General features: G+C 67.4%; 14 protein-coding genes and 2 tRNA genes. 8 read left to right on the top strand and 8 right to left on the bottom strand.

Going from position 1 to position 19,924, the window contains the following annotated elements:
- The first annotated feature begins 249 nt into the window (after positions 1-249).
- From AB4851_RS24055 to AB4851_RS24065, 3 genes are all read left to right on the top strand, one after another.
- Positions 250-522, top strand: a complete 273-nt coding sequence (locus AB4851_RS24055; RefSeq protein WP_015875397.1) for an HU family DNA-binding protein — start codon at positions 250-252, stop codon at positions 520-522.
- A 69-nt stretch (positions 523-591) separates the two neighbouring features.
- A tRNA-Val gene (locus AB4851_RS24060) sits at positions 592-667 on the top strand.
- Positions 668-699: 32 nt separating this feature from the next.
- Positions 700-776 (top strand) — tRNA-Asp (locus AB4851_RS24065).
- A gap of 256 nt (positions 777-1,032) precedes the next feature.
- Here the strand turns inward: AB4851_RS24065 and AB4851_RS24070 are convergent.
- Genes AB4851_RS24070 through AB4851_RS24080 form a run of 3 tightly spaced genes read right to left on the bottom strand, consistent with a single transcriptional unit; the run spans position 1,033 to position 5,946 of the window.
- Entirely contained in the window at positions 1,033-2,493 is a 1,461-nt protein-coding gene (locus tag AB4851_RS24070; protein ID WP_414451731.1) for a TolC family protein, read from the bottom strand.
- Positions 2,490-4,658: a peptidase domain-containing ABC transporter gene (locus AB4851_RS24075; RefSeq protein WP_414451732.1), complete on the bottom strand. Its 2,169-nt coding sequence runs from the start codon at positions 4,656-4,658 to the stop codon at positions 2,490-2,492. Before AB4851_RS24075 ends, AB4851_RS24070 begins: the two co-directional genes overlap by 4 nt.
- A gap of 13 nt (positions 4,659-4,671) precedes the next feature.
- On the bottom strand, positions 4,672-5,946 hold the full coding sequence (locus AB4851_RS24080; RefSeq protein ID WP_414451733.1) for an HlyD family secretion protein: 1,275 nt from the start codon (positions 5,944-5,946) through the stop codon (positions 4,672-4,674).
- A gap of 386 nt (positions 5,947-6,332) precedes the next feature.
- Here AB4851_RS24080 and AB4851_RS24085 point away from each other — a divergent pair, with 386 nt between their 5' ends.
- Together AB4851_RS24085 and AB4851_RS24090 are read left to right on the top strand one after the other, a co-directional pair.
- The gene (locus AB4851_RS24085; protein WP_414445517.1) at positions 6,333-6,518 is read left to right on the top strand and encodes a hypothetical protein; all 186 of its coding nucleotides are present in this window, start codon (positions 6,333-6,335) and stop codon (positions 6,516-6,518) included.
- Positions 6,519-6,564: 46 nt separating this feature from the next.
- On the top strand, positions 6,565-6,954 hold the full coding sequence (locus AB4851_RS24090) for a hypothetical protein (RefSeq protein ID WP_414451734.1): 390 nt from the start codon (positions 6,565-6,567) through the stop codon (positions 6,952-6,954).
- Between the two features lie 138 nt (positions 6,955-7,092).
- On the opposite strand, the gene AB4851_RS24095 is transcribed toward AB4851_RS24090, so the two are convergent.
- Entirely contained in the window at positions 7,093-7,218 is a 126-nt protein-coding gene (locus tag AB4851_RS24095) for a hypothetical protein (protein ID WP_414452010.1), read from the bottom strand.
- Here AB4851_RS24095 and AB4851_RS24100 point away from each other — a divergent pair.
- Positions 7,195-9,141: a SurA N-terminal domain-containing protein gene (locus AB4851_RS24100; RefSeq protein ID WP_414451735.1), complete on the top strand. Its 1,947-nt coding sequence runs from the start codon at positions 7,195-7,197 to the stop codon at positions 9,139-9,141. The genes AB4851_RS24095 and AB4851_RS24100 overlap by 24 nt on opposite strands.
- Positions 9,142-9,238: 97 nt before the next feature.
- Here AB4851_RS24100 and AB4851_RS24105 read toward each other — a convergent pair whose 3' ends face one another.
- Complete coding sequence (locus AB4851_RS24105; protein WP_414451736.1) at positions 9,239-9,928, bottom strand: arylesterase; 690 nt, start codon at positions 9,926-9,928, stop codon at positions 9,239-9,241.
- A 9-nt stretch (positions 9,929-9,937) separates the two neighbouring features.
- On the opposite strand from AB4851_RS24105, the gene AB4851_RS24110 reads away from it, so the two are divergent.
- Positions 9,938-10,645 (top strand): ABC transporter ATP-binding protein, encoded by a 708-nt coding sequence (locus AB4851_RS24110; RefSeq protein ID WP_414445514.1) that lies wholly within the window; start codon positions 9,938-9,940, stop codon positions 10,643-10,645.
- Positions 10,646-10,736: 91 nt separating this feature from the next.
- Here AB4851_RS24110 and pgi read toward each other — a convergent pair whose 3' ends face one another.
- From pgi to AB4851_RS24125, 3 genes are all read right to left on the bottom strand, one after another.
- A complete protein-coding gene (gene pgi / locus AB4851_RS24115; RefSeq protein ID WP_414451737.1) occupies positions 10,737-12,362 on the bottom strand; it encodes a glucose-6-phosphate isomerase in 1,626 nt (541 codons plus the stop codon).
- 124 nt (positions 12,363-12,486) lie between these two features.
- A complete protein-coding gene (locus tag AB4851_RS24120) occupies positions 12,487-14,076 on the bottom strand; it encodes an NAD(P)H-hydrate dehydratase (protein ID WP_414451933.1) in 1,590 nt (529 codons plus the stop codon).
- Between the two features lie 55 nt (positions 14,077-14,131).
- Positions 14,132-15,436, bottom strand: a complete 1,305-nt coding sequence (locus AB4851_RS24125; RefSeq protein ID WP_414451738.1) for an FAD-dependent oxidoreductase — start codon at positions 15,434-15,436, stop codon at positions 14,132-14,134.
- Between the two features lie 288 nt (positions 15,437-15,724).
- Between AB4851_RS24125 and purL the strand changes: the two genes are divergently transcribed.
- The gene (purL, locus tag AB4851_RS24130; RefSeq protein ID WP_414451934.1) at positions 15,725-19,795 is read left to right on the top strand and encodes a phosphoribosylformylglycinamidine synthase; all 4,071 of its coding nucleotides are present in this window, start codon (positions 15,725-15,727) and stop codon (positions 19,793-19,795) included.
- The last annotated feature ends 129 nt before the right edge of the window (positions 19,796-19,924 follow it).

A 19,924-nucleotide genomic window follows, 5' to 3' on the forward strand; every position in this document is an offset into this window, starting at 1 on the left:
TGCCTTGAATCAGGTGCGGCCGGGCTAGCCCCCGGCCGGCAAAAACCCGCGGTGAATACCGCGGGTTTTTTTATGCCCTGATGAAAACCATCGCAAATGCGTCAAATTGTGGGATCCCTTGCCCTGTCTCGGTTCTGCCGCTTGACAGGCTGGTTTCGGCTTCATTTAATGATCGACCCGGCATGAACCGGGCGACGGCCTGCACGGGGCGGCTGTTCTGAGACTGAACCACTCACGAAAGGGGACGGCATGAACAAGACGGACTTGATCGACCACATCGCACGCGAGGCGGATTTATCGAAGGCATCGGCCGGACGTGCGCTCGACGCACTGATCGGCGGCGTCATGCAGGCGCTCGAAAGCGGCGGCAGCGTCACGCTGGCCGGTTTCGGCACATTCGAGGTTGGCGAACGGATTGCACGCAACGGGCGCAATCCGCAAACCGGCGAGACGATTCGTATCGAAGCGGCGCGCGTCGCGAAATTCAGGGCTGGTAAAGCACTGAAGGATGCGCTAAACTAGCGGGCTTGCTGCATGAGAATGCCTTCGTGGTTCAGGGCAATCTCGGCAAGCAGATGGCAAGCGCGAAACGGGTGCTTAGCTCAGTTGGTAGAGCGGCGCCCTTACAAGGCGTAGGTCGGGAGTTCGAGCCTCTCAGCACCCACCAGTTTTGCGATCTTGTCGGCAGTACCGACCCAAGGAGCGGTAGTTCAGTTGGTTAGAATACCGGCCTGTCACGCCGGGGGTCGCGGGTTCGAGTCCCGTCCGCTCCGCCAGATTCAGACAAAAGCCTCATGAGTTCGCGCTCGCGGGGCTTTTTGTTTTGCGCGTATTTTCCTGCCCTTGGCCAATCGCCCTTCAGTTGTCCGCCGAGGATCGCGGCGGCCACGCGCAACTTGTCGAGCGACTCGCGCAAGCCGGCTGCGACGACGCCACGGCCGGTAGACGATCGAGCCGCAGACCCACGTCGCGCCCGATGCGTTGCCGGCTTGAATCGCGATGCACCAGGCGCTCACGACGGATCGGCGGTGGCTAGCGTGGATCGCGCCACAAGCCGAGCTCGCCGAGGCTGGCTGCCAGTTCGAGGCGCGCCGTACGCCAGTGCGATATGGCCAGCACGCGCTGTTTCTGTGCATCGGCCAGCGCTGTCTGTGCGTTCAGCAGATCGATGAAACTGCCGACGCCGGCGCGATAACGGCCGCGCGCGATGGCGAGTGAATGCTGCGCATCGTCGAGCAGCTTGCGCGAGTTGTCGAGGTTGAGCGAGTACGCTTGCACGCTGTGATAGCTTTTCCATACTTCGAGCGACACCTGGAGCTCGGTGTCGTCGAGCGTCGCCTGTCGCGCATCGGCCCGGGCGTGTGCTTCAGCGTTGCGATAGCCTGACGCGAAGCCCTCGAACAGCGGGATCGTCACCTGTACCCCGATCGTGCTGCTGCGACTGCGCGTGAGCGGAGCCGAGAGCGGCTGCTGCTGATACGACGGATTGTTCTGCGCCAGACTGCCGACCAAGGCGATGGTTGGCCGGCCTTCCGCGCGTGCCGCATCCACTTTGGCGACAGCCGCGTCCAGATTCGCGCGCGCCGCAATCAGGCTCGGATGATGCAGCTTCGCCTCGGCGATCAATTGATCGATGCCGGCCCGGATGCCCGGGCCGGCATCGCGATCGTGTTCGGGTGGCGCGATTTGCAGGGGGGTATCGGCTGGCACGCCGATCGTGACCGCGAGCGCGCCGATGGCCGCCTGTGCTTTGCCTTGCGCATTCACGCGTTCGAGCACGGCGCGCCAGTGACTCGTGCGCGCCTGCAGTTCGTCGGCCAGCGTTTCGGCACCGGCGGCATGTTTGGCGCTGGCCTGCGCGAGGCTGTCCGCCGTGATCGTTTCGATACTGAGCGTGGCATCGAGCGTGGCCTGTGCTTCGCGCAGCGCGTAGAACGCACGCGCTGCGTCGAACAGCACCCGCTGCAGGGCCGCATCTTGCGAGGCGTTGGCCGCAATCAGCAGGGCACGCGCCTCGCGTCTCGCGGCACCGCGTTTACCGAAATCGAACAGCACCCAACTCATGTTCAGCATGGCGTACTTGCTCGACGAGTTTTGCGATTGACGCACCGAGCCGAGCCCCCAGGCGCTTTCGTCGTAGGTGGATGAGAGCGTGTCGCGCTCGATGCCGGTGCTCACGTTCAACCGCGGCAGATAGGCCGCATCTGCGATACCGAGCGCGGCGGCCTTGGCGCGTGCTTCGGCCCATGCCTGGCGCGCCTTGGGATGGGCGCAGATCGCCTGCAGGATGACGTCGTCGAGTTCGATCGGATGCGTGTCGGGCAGCGCGACACACGATGCGCCCTTCAGCAGCGGCGCAGCCGGCGACGCGCTTGCCTCGTCGCGAGTGCCGAACACGTCGAGCCGTTGTGCGTGTGCCTGGTGCGGGATGGCAATGGCACCGGCAGTTGCGACGGTAAGCGCGACGACAGATGGCAGATGTCGTGCCCTCATGGCGTCCCCATGCCGTCGTCCGCCGCTGCGGCATGCCGTGGCTGCGTCGTGCGATCGAGCACGATCCTGCCACTATCGAGCATCACGACACGTTGCGCCGAGGCGATCGTTTCCGGACGGTGGGCGATGATGAGGCGCGTCATGCGCAGCGCGCTGATCGCGGCGTTGACCTGATGCTCGCGCTGCAGGTCCAGATGGCTGGTCGCCTCGTCGAGGACGAGAATCTTCGGCCGCTTGTAGAGCGCGCGCGCGAGCAGCACGCGCTGTTTCTGGCCTCCCGAGAGCACGGTGCCCATGTCGCCGACCAGCGTGTTGTAGCCCATCGGCATCGCGGCGATGTCGGCATGCACCGCGGCGAGCTGGGCGCACTGTGCGATCCATTGTGCGTCGGCCTCCGGGTCGAAGAAGCTGATGTTGTCGGCGATCGAGCCGGCGAACAGCACGTCGTCCTGCAGCACGGTGCCCACCATCGCGCGCAGGCGCTCGAGGCCGAGTCGGGCCGTATCGTGGCCGCCGATGCGCACGGTGCCGCCGGTCGGCGCCAGTACGCCGAGCAGCACGTTGGCCAGCGTGGTCTTGCCGCAGCCGGACGGTCCGACGAGCGCAATCGACTCGCCCGGCGAAATCGCAAACGACACGCCGTCGAGCACGCTCGGTTCCCCTTCCGCATAACGAAAGGCAACCGAATCGAATTCGATGCTCGCCGCGAGTTCGTCCGCTTCGCCGGGCACGCTGCGTTCGTCGGGCCGCGCTGCGGCTTCGGCCTTGCTGAATACGATGTCGGCGAGCCGCTCGCCCTGCAACTGCAGCATTCGAACCTCGAAGTACTTGTCGATGAGGCTGCCGATGCGGCTGTCGAACTGTCCCTTGTAGGCGTTGAACGCCATCAGCACGCCTACCGTGAACTGGCCGTCCATCACGAGACGCGCGCCGAGCCAGATCACGAGCAGCCCCTCGATGCCGAACAGCAGCCCGTTCAGTTGCGCGTAGAGCAATTGCAGCTTCTGCACGTGCAGGCCGGCATTGATCTGCTCGACCAGCAGCGCGAGCCAGCTCGCGCGTCGTTCGCGCTGGCGATTGAACAGCTTGATCGTCTTCACGCCGCGCACGGTTTCGAGAAAGTGGCTCTGCTGCTTGGCCGCGCGCACGATCTGCTCCTCGGTGGCGCGGCGCAACGGCCGGTACCAGAGCCAACGCAACAGGGCATACAGCGCCATCGCGGCCAGCGCGACGCAGCCGAGCAGGCGGCTGTAGACGAACATCATCCCCAGCGTGACGATGGCCATCACGCCGTCGATCATCGCGCTCAGGAACGAGGTGGTGAGCGTCTGCTGAATCGTGTCGATCGAACCGAAGCGCGAGACGACGTCGCCGAGGTGCCGTTGCTCGAAATAGCGGGTCGGCAGGTTCAGCAGATGCGTGAACACGTTGGCGCGCCATTGGATATTGAGCGTGGTGCCGAAAACCATCAGCGCCCAGCTCCGGATTGCACTGGTCGCCTGCTGCATCAGCAGCAACAGCCCGAAGCCGAGCGCCAACACCGTGAGCAGGTCGAGGTCGGCGCTGACGATCACCTCGTCGATCACCCATTGCAGGAAGAACGGCTGCACCACCGCGAACACCTCGAGCGCCAGCGCCAGCACCAAGATCTGGCCGAGCGATCTGCCGAGGCCCGAAACCGGCCCGAGCAGCGCACGCAGCCTGACGGGCGCGACAGCCTCGCGCCGCTCGAAGCGCTCGGTCGGCCACAGTTCCAGCGCAATGCCGGTGAACGAGCGGGACAGCGTGTCGAGCGGCAGCTTGCGGATGCCCTGTGCCGGGTCGTGGATCACGGCATGGCGGCCCACCACGCGCTTGAGCACGACGAAGTGATTGAAATTCCAGTGCAGCAGGCATGGCGTGCGCAACTGGCCGAGTTCGTCGAGGTCGAGTTTCAGCGCGCGCGTGCCGAGCTCGAGCCGCTGTGCGATGTCGATCAGGCGGTTGAGGCCGGTGCCCTTGAGCGATACCGGAAACCGACCGCGCAGCGTGGCGAGATCGACGTGGCGGCCATGGTAGCCGGCGACCATCGCCAGGCAGGCCAGCCCGCATTCGGCCGCTTCGGTTTGCAGCAGCATCGGCAGCGAATGACCGATGCCGAGCGAGAGACGTTGGAGAAAGGACATGGCGGCGAGGTGGTTAAAGTTTGCCGGTCAGGCTGTAAAGCGGTTCGAGCACCCACTCGTACAGGTGGCGGCGCTCCTGCAGGATGTCGGCCTGCAGCGCCATGCCGGCCGCGAGCGGCTCCGGCTTGCCATAGGCGGTGACGTGCTGCGCGTCGAGCGCCGCGCTCACGCGGTAGAACACGCCTGCGCCGCCTCGGCCATCACCGGCCGGCATGCCGCTCGTGGCGAGCTCGGCGGGCGACAGGGCTGCGCGGGCGATCAGGGTCACGTGCGCGGTGTACTGGCCGAACTTCTGATACGGATACGCCCGATACCGAATGCGCACGCGCTCGCCGACATGGACGAAGCCGATGGCCGCACTTGGCACGAACAGGTGCACGAGCCAGTGCGCGCCGTCGGGCACGATGCTGGCGGCGGGCTGCGTCGTATCGATGGTCTGCCCCGGTTCGGCGACGACGGCGGTGGCGATGCCGCTCTCGGGCGCCGTGACCACGAATTCGCGCCGCGCCTCGTTTTCCACGAGGGTTTGATCGACGTCGATCACGCGTCGGTCGATCTGCGAGAGATGGTTCTGTTGCTTGAGCGCGATGCCCGACAGGTCGTTGGCGGCCTCCTGAAGCGATTGCGAGACGCTTGCACGCTCGCGCTGCAGCGCAAGCAGCTTCGACTGCTGGTCGAGCAGATCGGCCTGCCGCTGCTGCAACTGGTCGGTGGATATGTAGTCCTGCTCGAGCAGCCGCCGGTAGCGGCTCACACCGTCGGCGGCGATCGACTGGCGCTCGCGCTGGTTGGCAAGCTGATCGTCGAGCCTTGCCAGCGCGCTGCGCAGGTTCGTGAGCTTGCCCTGCAAGGTGCTGCGTTCGTCCTGTTGCAACGCGCGCGTCTTGTCGATTTCCTGCAGCAACGATTGCCGGCGCAGGCGGGCCTGGCCGATCAGCGCGGCCTGCGTGCTGCCTTGCGCGGCGCTCTGCAGGTCGGTGGACACGGTGAACAGTGCCGCGCCGCGCATCACATGCTGGCCTTCGGTGACAGATTTGCGTCGAACGATCCCCGACTGCCGCGCATAGATCTTGACGAGCCCCGTATTCGGCAGCACCACGCCGTCGACGGTGGTGCGCCGGGTATAGCTGCCGAGCCAGAACAGCGCGATCAGCGCGGCGGCCATGATGGCGGCCGCCGCGCTCAGGAAGGCGAACGACACGGGGCGGATCAGCACGATCTCGCCATGGATCGGGGTGTGCTGGGCATCGATCGCGGCGCGACGAAAGAGAGGCTTGGGCGATGTCATGGCGGATCGGCAGGCAATTCTCGAAAGGGATGATCGGCAAGCGCAATGCGCCCGTGCGTGAAGGATGCGAGCTGCGGGGACGAAGCCGGGTTTTGAAATTCGGATTAATCGAACGCTTTGTTTTGCATGCGATGCTTTGTCGGAAGTGAATGTCTGGCATTTCGATTTCACGCAGTATAGGGAGCGTAATTCGAGGCGAGTGTGCAATTTCGACCATAAGTCATTTCATTTGATTTTCATCAGACTGGATTTTCGCGTGTTCGTAATAATGAGTTCCGTTTTCCGGAGTCCGATTTTTGAATCTGGAAAATTTGCGCGGTGGAGCGGTCGGGTGATATCCGCTCCTTCGGAAATCCATGTCCGTCATGAAACAAGGAGTGCTTTATATGCAAGTGCTGAATATGCAAGAGGTCGATGAGGTATCCGGCGGTATCGGCTTGCTCACGCTGCCGTCGATGCTCGGGCTGGGTCTGTTCATTCCCGGCATTGTGTTCAGTGGGATCGGCCTCGGCGTCACGATCCTGGGTACGGTCGTTTCCGGCATCGGGCTGGTCGCCAGCGCCGTCATCTGACGGGTCGGCGCGCGGCGGTTTGCACCGCCGCGCGCCGAGTTGCGTGATGAGCCGTGCGCCAGGTGCCCGGTGGTTAACGCTGGCTGCCCCGGAGCAAGACGCACACAAACTTCAGCGCGCCCGTGGCGAGGCTGTCGATAAATCGCATTTTCCTGATTTGAATGCCCGGGTGGTCGGGTCGCTTTGTCCTGTAATCGAGGTGTCGGTCGTATCGGATCGAGCTCGATTTATTTTTCGCTTTTTATTTAAGGTGCGTCATTTTGGTGTTTCATGTCGAATTTTTGAAAATCGACATATTCTGAAATTTCTCAAAGACTCGATGATTGCTTTTGTGTGCGTAAATGATGGCCGATATTGTGTCTCGTTCTGGCGCCGAGGCGCGCCGGCGGTTCGCACGCGTCGCGCTGCTGGCGCGACACTTGCATCGACGGCTTGACCGCGGGTCCGGTCGTCATGGAATACGAAGCCGGGGGGGCGTCGGCCTGTCGCCAGAGGGTGAGCGGCATGGGGACTGCTGTCGTGAGCAAGTCATTGAATTGGCGGTGGTTTACAGCGGCCGGTCGGTCAGCGGTCATCACGCCACCGGTGCGCCGACAAACTCTTGGCCGCTGCTTTCGCCTTTTCTGCTTGCCGCTGATGTAATATCGATCGTTTTGTCCAGCCATTCCGCCCACGCATGCTCGATTTCTTCCGCAATCATCAGCGCCTGATGATGTCTCTCCTGCTCCTGATCGTGTTGCCGGGGCTTGGGTTCGTCGGGGTTCAGGGTTTCCGCGACTTCTTTGACGACAGTGCGAACGTGGCCTCGGTCGGCGGGCGCAAGCTCACGCGAGCCGAATTCGACAGCGCCTACCGGCAGCAGGTCGACCAGGCTCGCCAGACGCTCGGCGCCAATTTCGATTCGAAAACCTTCGACACGCCCGAACGTCGCCAGCAACTGCTCGACGGCATGATCGAGCAAAGCGCGCTGACCGACGAAGTGCGCCGCCTGCACCTGACCGCCTCCGATGGCGCGGTGCGCACGGCTCTGATGTCGAATCCGATCATCGCCTCGCTGCGCAAGCCGGATGGCACGATCGACGGCGAGCGCTACACGCAGCTGCTCGCGATGCAGGGCATGACGCCCGAGCAATATCAGGAATCGATCCGCTACCAGCTCTCGCAGAGCCAATTGCCGGAAAACCTGATCAACAGCGCGTTCACGCCGAAGAGCGTGGCCCGGCACCTGACCGATCTCGCGCAGCAGCAGCGTGAAGTGCAGGCCATCGTGCTGAAGCCGGCCGATTATGCCAGCAAGGTTCAGCCGACCGACGCGCAAATCTCGGCCTACTACGATGCGCACAGGGCATCGTTCGCCACGCCCGAGACGGCCACCATCCAGTACCTCGTGTTCTCGCCGGCTTCAGCCGCCGCGAATGCGCAGCCGTCCGACGCCGATCTGCACAAGTTCTACGAGGACAACGCCGCGCGTTTCCGTACCGAAGCGCAGGTGCGCGTGAGCCACATCTTCATCGAGGCGCCGCGCAGCGCCAGCGCCGCCGACAAGGCCGCCGCGAAGGCCAAGGCCGACAAGCTGCTGGCCGACGTCAAGGCGCACCCGGACCAGTTCGCGCAGATCGCCGAGAAGAATTCGCAGGATGCGCCGTCGGCCGCGAAGGGCGGCGACCTCGGCTACGTCACGCGTGGTTCGACGGCAGGCGGCCCGGCATTCGACGATGCCGCCTTCGCGCTGAAGTCGGGTGAGGTCAGCAACGTGGTGGAATCCGACCTGGGCTTCCATATTCTGAAGGCCACCGACGTCAAGCCGGCCGCGGTCAAGCCGTTCGACGAGGTCAAGGACAGCATCGCGGTCGAGCTCAAGCAGCAGTTCGCGGCCAAGGCATTCACGGACAACTCGGAAGGGTTCACGTCGCTTGTCTACGAGAAGGCCAAGAGCCTGCAGCCGGCCGCCGACAAGTACAAGCTGACCGTGCAGACGGCCACCGTCACGCCGCAACCGAACCCGCAACTGCCGCCGGACAGCCCGCTCAACAATCCGAAGTTCCTGGCGGCCGTGTTTGCCGCCGATGCGGTCAAGAACGGCAACAACACGCAGGCGATCGACATCGGCAACAGCACGCTGATCGCCGCGCACGTGACGGCCGACAAGCCGGCCGCGGTGCCCGCGCTCGACGCGATCAAGGATCAGGTTCGCCAGAAGTTCATCGCCGACGAAAGCGCCAAGCTGGCCAAGCAGGCCGGCAAGGACAAGCTCGCGGCGCTGCAGAAGTCGAAGTCCACCGATGGCTTCCTGCCGGCCGAGAAAATTTCGCGCACGCAGGCGCAGGGCTTGCCGCCCGACGCCGTGGCCGCGATCTACAAGGCCGACGACAAGGCGCTGCCGGCGTATGTCGGCGTGGACCTGGGCGATGGCGGCGGTTATGCGATCTTCCGCGTAAACGCCGTGATCGCGCCGCCGGCACCGGACCCGAAGCAACTGCAAGCCGCGCAGCAGCAACTGGCGCAGGTCTACGCGCAAAGCGAGAGCGAGGCGTTCATGAAGGCGCTGCGCGCGCGCTCGACGGTCAAGCTGTATGGCTCGGTCACCGACAACAGCAATGCGAACAACGCCGACGGCAACTGATCGCGGTATTGCAGCGTAAGCCCCGCAACGCGCTTCAGCGTTCGCCCGACACACAGCCCCGCCCGGTCACGAGCGGGGCTGTTTGCTTATGAGGCGCTCAATGCGCGCCCGGCCCGAGCAGCGGCTTCATGACGGGCCAGACGTTGTCGAGCAGCTTCGGCTGCGCGCCCTGGTTCGGATGCTTCTGGTCGTCCTGGAATTGGTCCGGCTGGTCTTCCATGCCGGCCAGCAGGAACGGCACCAGCGGCAGATGCAGCTCCTTGGCGAGCGTGCCGTACATCGCATGGAACTTCTGCGTGTAATCGAGGCCGTAATTCGGCGGCACGTACATGCCGATCAGCACCACCTTGGCCTTCGCCTGCCGTGCGCCTGCGATGATCGCGCGCAGGTTCTGCTCGGTGGTGGCGATCGGCACGCCGCGCAGCGCGTCGTTCGCACCCAGCTCGACCACCACGATCGCCGGTTTCAGGCGCGTGAGCAGGGCGGGCAGGCGGGCGCGTCCGCCGCTGGTGGTATCGCCGCTGACGCTTGCGTTCGCAACGCTATAATCGAGCCGCTGTTGCGCGATGCGTTCGCGCATCAGCGCCACCCAGCCGGTATCGCGCGGCAGGCCGTATTCGGCGGACAGGCTGTCGCCGAGCACGACAATGTTAGGTTTGGCGGAGGCCTGCGCGGCGTTCGCCGCCGGGCTGGCCGCATGGGCGGCAACGCCCGCCAGCGAAGCCGTGGCAGCCACGGCGATCACGACGGCGCGCAGGCCGTTTTTCCAGGAACGTGTGTGCTTCATGCTCAAAAGATGACGGAACCGATCATTGAAGTTCGACAAGTATCGAAACGCGTGGCCGATGCGGCCGGTGAACTGACGATCCTCGACAGCATCGACCTGACCGTGCACGCCGGCAACAGCGTGGCGATCGTGGGGGCGTCGGGATCGGGCAAGTCGACCCTGCTTGGCTTGCTTGCCGGGTTGGACAGCGCGACCGACGGTACGGTTCGCCTGCTCGGCCGCGACCTGAACGGCCTGAACGAGGATCAGCGCGCGGCCTTGCGCAGCGGGGCCGTCGGCTTCGTGTTCCAGTCGTTCCAGTTGATGCCGCATCTGACCGCACTCGAAAACGTGATGCTGCCGCTCGAATTGCGCGGCGGAATTTCGGCGCGCGAGGCGGCCGAACGGGCGCGGCGCCTGCTCGATCGCGTCGGCCTGGGCGCGCGTACCGGCCATTACCCGAAGCTGCTGTCGGGCGGCGAGCAGCAGCGCGTGGCGCTGGCGCGTGCCTTCGTGACCGATCCGGCCATCCTGTTCGCCGACGAGCCGACCGGCAGCCTCGACGCCGCCACCGGCCACGCGGTCATCGACCTGATGTTCGAACTGAACCGCGCGCAGGGTGCGACGCTGGTGCTCGTCACGCACGATCCGGTGCTCGCGCGCCGCTGCGGCGCGACCATCACGCTCGACGGCGGCCGCATCGTGGCCGCCGAGGCGGTGGAGCCGAGCCCGGGCTGAATCGGCACGTCGAGTGCGCCTCGGCGCGCGCCACCAATAAAAACGGCCGGTGTCGAGGTTTCGATACCGGCCGTTTCGCATGGCGTGCCGTTTAGCCCTGCTTGAGCGCCGCGCGCGCCTTCGCGATCAGCGCCGAGGTCGACGAATCGTGCTTGGCCGGGTCCGTGCTGGCTGCGGTCAGGTCGGCCTCGACCACCTTGCCGAGAATCTTGCCGAGCTCCACGCCCCACTGGTCGAACGGGTTGATGTTCCACACCGACGCCTGCACCAGCACCTTGTGTTCGTAGAGCGCGATCAGCGCGCCGAGCGTGCGCGCGGTGAGCGCGTCCACCAGGATCGTCGAGGTCGGCCGGTTGCCCGGGAACGTCAGGTGCGGCGCGAGTTCGGGCTTGTCCGGGCCGGCGATCTTGCGCGCCTCGTCGAGCGTGCGGCCGAGCATCAGCGCCTCGCTCTGCGCGAAGCAGTTGGCGAGCAGCTTCGGGTGATGGCTGGCGAGCGGATGCTCGGGCGTCAGCACCGCGATGAAGTCGATCGGCACGATCGTCGGACCTTGATGCAGCATCTGGAAGAACGCGTGCTGGCCGTTGGTGCCCGGCTCGCCCCAAGTAACGGCCGAGGTCGGGTAGTCGACGAACGCGCCATCGAGGCGCGCCGACTTGCCGTTGCTCTCCATTTCGAGCTGTTGCAGGTACGACGGCAGGAAATGCAGCGCTTCCGAATACGGCGCGACGAGGTAGCTCTGCGAGCCGAAGAAGTTGCGATACCAGATGCCGATCAGGCCGAGCAGCACCGGCAGGTTCGATTCGAGCGGCGCTTCGCGGAAATGGCGATCCATCTCGTCGGCGCCGGCCAGCAGTTCGTCGAATTGCTGCGGCCCGATCGCGATCATGATCGACAGGCCCACGGCCGACCACAGCGAATAGCGGCCGCCGACCCAATCCCACATTTCGAACACGTTGTGGGCGTCGATGCCGAACTTGATTACTTCCTCGGGGTTGGCCGACACGCCCACGAAGTGCTTGGCGAGCGCGTTTTCCGGGCAGCCGTGCGAGGTCAGCCAGTCGCGCGCCGAGCGCGCGTTGGTCATGGTCTCGAGCGTCGTGAACGTTTTGGAGACGACGATCACGAGCGTTTCTTCGGGATTGCAGTGTTCGAGCGCGCGGTACAGGTCGGCGCCGTCGACGTTCGACACGAACGTGCACGACAGCTCGCGGGTGGCCAGATGATCGAGCGCGTGCACGACCATCTTCGGGCCGAGGTCCGAGCCGCCGATGCCGATGTTGATCACGTGGCGCACGCGCTTGCCGGTGTAGCCCGTCCAGCGGCCGTCGCGCACCTGCTCGGCGAACGCGGCCATCTTCTTGCGTTCGGCGGCAATTTGCGCGTGGAACGGCGCATCGGGCGCGCTCGCGCGCAGCGCCGTGTGCAGCGCCGCGCGGCCTTCGGTGGGGTTGACCACTTCGCCGGCGAACATCGCGTCGCGGCGCGTTTCGACGCCGGCTTCGCGCGCCAGTTGCACGAGCAGCTTCAGCGTGGCGTCGGTGATGCGGTTCTTCGAGAAATCGATGGCAAGGCCGCCGCCGGCGAACGTGAAGCGTTCGGCGCGGGTCGGGGCGGGATCGTTGGCGGGGGCGAACCAGTCGCGCAGATGCGCGTCGCGGATCTCGTCGTAGTGCGATTGGAGGGCAGGCCAAGCGGGGAGCGAATTCAGCGTCATAGCGGTTCTGGGGAAACGGTCGTGACTCGGAAGGCGAGGGCGGCGCGCATCGGGCGCCGCGTGCCGGCGGACTACGCAAGCCGCGCGCGACGGATCGCGCGCAGGACTATCCAGTATAGCGGCGTCACCCCTGCGGCGACGTGACGCGTGAATAAAAGTGCCGGTTCAGAAGCCGGCGTACGGCCGGCGCGAGTTCGCCGGCAGCCATGCCGGCCGGGCCGTGGCCGAGCGCGGTCAGGCAGTCGGCGGCGAGCCCGTGCAGGTAGACGCCCGCCAGCGCAGCCTCGCAGGCCGGCATGTGTTGCGCGGCGAACGCGGCGATCAGGCCGCCGAGCACGTCGCCGGTGCCGCCGGTGGCGAGCGCGGCGTTGCCGGTCGGGTTGACGAACACGCGCCCGCCCGGCTCGGCAATCACCGTGCCCGATCCCTTCAGCACCGCGACGGCCCGGAAGCGATGCGACAGCTCGCGCGCGGCGGCCAGCCGGTCGGCTTGCACGGCGCGCGTATCGGTGTCGAGCAGGCGCGCCGCTTCGAGCGGGTGCGGGGTCAGGATCGACGCGGCGCCATCGCGATCGGCGCGCGCGCGCAGGGCGGCGGCCAGATCGTCGTGCGCGGCGATCAGGTTCAGCGCGTCGGCGTCCACGAGCACCGGCAGATCGAGCGCGAGCGTGTGGCGCAGCATCGCGATGGCGGGCTCGCGCGTGCCGAGGCCGCAGCCGATGCCGACCGCGCTGAGGCCGCCGGTATCGAGCGAGCCGGCCGGATGCAGCATCAGTTCGGGGAACGGCGGATCGTAGGGCGGCGCGTCGTCACCCAAGAAGCCCACGTGCACCTTGCCCGCGCCTGCGTGCAGGGCGGCGCGCGCGGCCAGGATCGGGGCGCCGCACATGCCGGTGTCGCCACCGACGATCGCCACGCTGCCGAAGCTGCCCTTGTGGGTGGCCGCGCCGCGCGCGGGCCAGTCAGGCGCGAACAGCGCCGCCGCGTTCAGCGTGGCGGACGGCCGGGCCGGTGCGGCGTCGATCGTCTCGACGACGATCTCGCCCGCGTGGTCGCGCCCGTCGCCGAGATAGAGGCCCGGCTTGGCGGCGATGAACGACAGGGTATGCGTGGCGCAGACGGCCGGGCCATTGCCGACGCGCGTGCCGCTGTCGGCATCGATGCCGCTCGGCACGTCGAGCGCGAGCACCCGGCCGTGCGCCTGCGCGCGTGCAGACAGCGCCACGGCCAGCACCGCGAACGGGCCGTCGAGCGCCCGCGCGAGGCCGATTCCGAACAGGCCGTCGACGCACCAGCCGTAGCCGTCGAGCGAGGCGGGCGGTTCGGCCGCGATCGGCACGCCGGCCTCGCGGGCGAGCGCGAGCGCCCAGCGCGCGTCCTCGGGTTTCGGTTCGACGGGCAGGCATACCTCCACCTGCACGCCGAGCCGCAGCAATTCGGCGGCGGCCACCAGCGCGTCGCCGCCGTTGTTGCCGGGGCCGGCGGCGAGCCAGACCGGGCGCGTGTCGCGATCGGCGCGCGCGGCCAGCCAACGCGCGGCGGCCGCGCCCGCGCGCGCCATCAGCGTGTGCGGCGGCAGCGCGGCGGCGGCCGTGGTTTCGGCGGCGCGCACGTCGGCGACGGTGGACAGCGCAAGCGGGAGATGGGCGAGCGGCGCGTCGAACGAATCGACGGCGGCAGGCGTGGCGGACAGCGAGGCAGAGGGGGCGAGCAGCATCATGTCGGAAGGGCCGCCGGGCGGCCGGTCGATGCGCCGCCCGTGGGCGGCGTCAGGTGGCGAAGCGATCCGCGCGCAGCGCGGCGAGCGTGTCGGCCGGCACTTGATGCCCGGTGCCGCCGAGGTAATCGCTCACCACTCTAGCAGAGCCGCAGGCGAGGCCCCAGCCGGCCGGCCCGTGGCCGAGGTTGACGAACACGCGCGGGTGGGGCGTCGGCCCGACCACCGGCAAGCCGTCCGGCGAGAGCAGCCGCGTGTCCTGCCACGGCAGCGCGGCGGAGATCTTCGCCGCGCCGGGAATCCAGTCGTGGGTGGCCTGGCCGAGCAGCGCCAGCGCCTCGTCGTTGAGCGCGGCCGGCAGTGGCCTCGCCGTATCCTTCTCGCTTTGCAGCACCGGCGCGCCGCTGATGCGCACGCGCTGGTGCATGCGCGTCATGACGATCCGCTTGATCGAATCGATCACCGTCAGGTGCGGCGCGTGTTCCTCGTACGCGACCGGCGCCGTCAGCGCATTGATGCGCACCGGGTGCAGCGGCAGCGTCACGCCGAGCCGCGCCAGCAGCGGCACGCTGCCGGTGCCGGCGGCGACCACCACGGCGTCGGCCGAGATCACGTCGACTTCCTTGCCGCGCACGCCGAGCCGGTCGCCCGGTTCCGGCGCGAGTTCGACGGCCGCGCGGTTCGCCTCGACGCGGATCGCCGTGACGGTGCGGCCGAACATGAACTGCACGCCATGCTCGTCGAGCGTCTGCTTGATCAGCTTCGCGAACAGGGGGCAGTTGCCGGTGCGCTCGAATTCGAGCAGCACGCCACCGGCGAACGTCGGATCGGCCGGCACCGAATGTTCGAGCGCCGTGCATTCGTCGGCGGTGAGGATCTGGTGCGGGACTTCGTTGGCGCGCAGCAGGTCGAGCGCGGGCTGGGCCTGCTCCCATTCCTGGCGCTCGCGGATCACGTGCAGCACGCCGGGGCGCTGTTCGAATTCGAGGCCGAAGCGGCGCTCGACGTCGGCGATCGTGTCGCGCGACAGATCCACCAGCGGCTTGAGCTTCGCGAAATGGGCCGTGAACGCGTCCGGGTCCTGCAGCCTGGCCAGTTCGCGCGTGAAGCGGCGCAGCGCGCCGTTCAGGCCCGGTTTGTAGACGACGCCGCTGCGCAGCGCGCGGCGATGGTGCATGAAGGTCGGGCCGAACCAGACGTCGAGCGGGGTGGGCAGCATGAGGCCGCCATGGCCGTAGGTCGCGCCCTGGGCAACGGTGGCGTGGCGTTCGACCACGCAGACGCGATGGCCCGCGGCACGCAACTGGTAGGCGGTGGCGACGCCGCCGATTCCGCCGCCGATGACGATGACATCCATGTTGTGATTCGATGACGAGCCGCGTCGCGACCCGGAGTCTGGTCTTCCTTGAGGGCCGTGTGGAACCCGGTGAACCGCGAATGATAGCGCCAAACCGGGCGCTGGCGGATTCGGCCTTGCAGCCAGGGCCGGCGCGCCGCGCCGTGGCGGATTGGACACGATCCGCCGATTCCCCTGCCCGGCATGGCTCGCAAGCGCCTTGGGCGGACCCACTTCCGGGTATAATTACGGCCTTCCTTTCGCCCCAATGTCGCCGCTTTGCGCGACTCATCGATGTCCGTCCAGCCCATGGCCCACTTCTCGTGTTTCCCCGGCGCCGCCGCCCTGTCCGATTTCCGCCAAGCTCGCCTGCTCGACACGCTCAAGCAGATCGACGGCGATATCGTCGCCATTCGCGGCCAGTACCTGCATTTCGTCAACGCGTCCGACGCGCTCGCCGCCGATGAAGCGGCCCGCATCGATGCGCTGATGCACTACGGCGCGCCGTTCGAGGCGGCCGCCGAGAAGGGCGCCACCGAAACCTTCATCGTGCTGCCGCGTCTGGGTACCGTGTCGCCGTGGGCCAGCAAGGCAACCGACATCGCGTTGCACTGCGGCCTCGCCAAGGTGCGCCGCATCGAACGCGGCGTCGAATTCAGCGTGACGCTGAAGGCCGGCCTGCTAGGCATGGGCGGCAAGAAGGCGCTGTCGCCGGAGGTGCGCGCCGCCGTGGCCGCCGCGCTGCACGACCGCATGACCGAAACCGTGGTGGCCGCGCGCGACGATGCGCACCACCTGTTCGCCGAGCTGCCGGCCAAGGCGCTGGGTCGCGTCGACGTGCTGGGCCAGGGCCGCGCCGCGCTGGAAGCCGCCAACGCCGAGCTGGGCCTCGCGCTGGCCGACGACGAAATCGTTTATCTGGTCGATGCGTTCACCAAGCTCGAACGCAACCCCACCGACGTCGAACTGATGATGTTCGCGCAGGCCAACAGCGAGCACTGCCGCCACAAGATCTTCAACGCCGACTGGACGATCGACGGCGCCAAGCAGGACATGTCGCTGTTCGCGATGATCCGCAACACCGAGAAGATCAGCCCGCAAGGCACGATCGTCGCCTATTCGGACAACTCGTCGATCATGCGCGGCGCGCAGGCCGAGCGCTGGTTCCCGCGCGGCGCGAGCGTCGCCGGCCAGCCCGCCGAGCAGTACGGCCGCCACAGCGAGCTGACGCACACGCTGATGAAGGTCGAGACCCACAACCACCCGACCGCGATCTCGCCGTTCGCCGGCGCCGCGACGGGCGCGGGCGGCGAAATCCGCGACGAAGGCGCGACCGGCCGCGGCGCGCGCCCGAAGGCCGGCCTGGCCGGGTTCACGGTGTCGAACCTCGATCTGCCCGAGGCGCGCGAAGCCTGGGAAAACGCCCGCGACGCCGCGCAGCCGGTGGCCGAGCGCAATCCGGCCGATGCGCACACGCCGTACGGCCGCCCGGACCGCATCGCTTCGCCGCTGCAGATCATGATCGACGGCCCGCTCGGCGGCGCCGCGTTCAACAACGAATTCGGCCGCCCGAACCTCGGCGGCTACTTCCGCGTGTACGAACAGAACGTCGGCGGCACCGTGCGCGGCTATCACAAGCCGATCATGATCGCCGGCGGCATCGGCAACATCTCCGACGGCCACACCCACAAGCACGACCTGCCGGCCGGCACGCTGCTGATCCAGATCGGCGGCCCCGGCATGCGGATCGGCATGGGCGGCGGCGCGGCCAGCTCGATGGCCACCGGCGCGAACACGGCCGAGCTCGATTTCGATTCCGTGCAGCGCGGCAATCCGGAAATCGAACGCCGTGCGCAGGAAGTCATCAACGGCTGCTGGCAGCTCGGCGATACCAACCCGATCCTGTCGATCCACGACGTCGGCGCGGGCGGCCTGTCGAACGCGTTCCCCGAACTGGTCGACGGCGCCGACAAGGGCGCGCGCTTCGAACTGCGCAAGATCCAGCTCGAGGAAAGCGGCCTGTCGCCGCGTGAAATCTGGTCGAACGAATCGCAGGAGCGTTACGTCCTGGCGATCGCGCCGGACGATCTGCCGCGCTTCGAGGCGATCTGCGTGCGCGAGCGTTGCCCGTTCGCCGTGATCGGCGTGGCCACCGATGCTCGCGAGCTGAAGCTCGTCGACGACGCCATCAGCGGCGCCGACAGCGCGCCGGTCGACATGCCGATGGACGTGCTGCTCGGCAAGCCGCCGAAGATGCACCGCGACGTCGCACGCGTGAGCGTCGAGCGCGCGCCGGTCGACGTGACGGGCCTGTCGCTGGCCACGGCCGCGGTCGACGTGCTGAAGCACCCGACGGTCGGCAGCAAGTCGTTCCTGATCACGATCGGCGACCGCTCGGTCGGCGGCACCACCGTGCGCGACCAGATGGTCGGCCCGTGGCAGGTGCCGGTGGCCGACTGCGCCGTCACCGCGCTCGATTACGCCGGCTTCGGCGGCGAGGCGATGACGATGGCCGAGCGCACGCCGCTGGCCGTGATCGATGCGCCGGCCTCGGGCCGCATGGCGGTGGGCGAGGCGATCACCAACATCGCGTCGGCGCCGATCGCGTCGCTCGACAAGCTCAAGCTGTCGGCCAACTGGATGGCCTCGTGCGGCACCGCCGGCGAAGACGCCGCGCTGTACGACACGGTCAAGGCGATCGGCATGGAGCTGTGCCCGGCGCTCGGCATCGGCATTCCGGTCGGCAAGGATTCGCTGTCGATGAAGACCAAGTGGAACGATGAAGGCGTGGCGAAGGAAGTCGTCTCGCCGGTGTCGCTGATCATCTCGGCGTTCGCGCCCGTGGAAGACGTGCGCCGCCACCTCACGCCGCAACTGCGCCGCGTGGCCGATGCCGGCGACAGCGTGCTGATCGCGATCGACCTCGGCCGCGGCAAGAACCGCATGGGCGGCAGCATCCTGGCCCAGGTCACGCAACAGGTGGGCGACGCCACGCCGGACGTGGACGACCCCGAGGATCTCAAGCGCTTCTTCAATGCGATCCAGTCGTTGAACGCCGGCGGCAAGCTGCTGGCCTACCACGATCGTTCGGACGGCGGCCTGTGGGCGACCGTCTGCGAAATGGCGTTTGCGGGTCACGCCGGCGTGTCGCTGAACGTCGACATGCTGACGCTCGATCCGAACCACGAATCCGATTTCGGCGACGCCAAGGATTGGGCGAAGCAGACCAGCGGCCGCCGCGAGGATCGCACGATCCGCGCGCTGTTCAGCGAGGAACTGGGCGCCGTGGTGCAGGTGCGCGCCGCCGACCGCGACGCCGTGCTGGCCTCGCTGCGCGAACACGGCCTGTCCGCTTGCTCGCATGTGATCGGCACGGTCAACGAGCGCGACACGGTGGAAGTGTTCCGCGACGCCAAGAAGATCTACGAAGCGCCGCGCGCCGAACTGCAACGCGCCTGGACCGAAGTGAGCTGGCGCATCGCGCGCCTGCGCGACAACCCGGCCTGCGCCGACGGCGAGTACGACACGCTGCTCGACGTCGCCGATCCGGGCATGCAGCCGGTGCTGACGTTCGATGCCGCCGACGACGTGGCCGCGCCGTTCATCGCCACCGGCGCGCGTCCGCGCGTCGCGATCCTGCGCGAGCAGGGCGTGAACTCGCACCTCGAAACGGCTTACGCGTTCGACCGCGCCGGCTTCGACGCGCACGACGTTCACATGAGCGACCTGCTGGCCGGCCGCGCCAACCTGGCCGACTTTGCCGGCGCGGTGGCGTGCGGCGGCTTCTCGTACGGCGACGTGCTGGGTGCCGGCGAAGGCTGGGCCAAGACGATCCGCTTCAACGAAGGCCTGGCCGAGATGTTCACGACGTTCTTCGCGCGTCAGGACACGTTCGCGCTCGGCATCTGCAACGGCTGCCAGATGCTGTCGAGCATCGCGTCGATGATCCCCGGCGCCGAAGCCTGGCCGAAGTTCACGCGCAACAAGTCCGAGCAGTTCGAGGCGCGCTTCTCGCTGGTGGAAGTGCAGCCGTCGCCGTCGATCTTCTTCGCCGGCATGGAAGGCTCGCGCATCCCGGTGGCCGTCGCGCACGGCGAAGGCTTCGCCGATTTCTCGCAGCAGGGCGACGCGAGCCGCGTGGCCGTGGCGATGCGCTTCGTCGATCACCGTGGCCAGGCCACCGAGCGTTACCCGTTCAACCCGAACGGCTCGCCGGCCGGCATCACGTCGGTCACCACGGCCGATGGCCGCTTCACCGTGCTGATGCCGCACACGGAGCGCGTGCACCGCACCGTGCAGATGAGCTGGTCGCCCGAAGGTTGGGGCGAGGCGAGCCCGTGGATGCGCGTGTTCCGCAACGCGCGCCGCTGGCTCGGTTGAGTTCCGGCGCGCGGCGCAGGGTGGGGCGGCCCCTGGCGAGCCCGCCGCCCGCGCCGCGCGCCATGCAGTGGGTTGGATCGAAATCGGCGCGTCGGACGATCGCGCCAGCGCCTTCCGGCAGCGCGATCG

This window comes from Burkholderia sp. 22PA0099 (assembly GCF_047497165.1).
Lineage (GTDB): Bacteria > Pseudomonadota > Gammaproteobacteria > Burkholderiales > Burkholderiaceae > Burkholderia.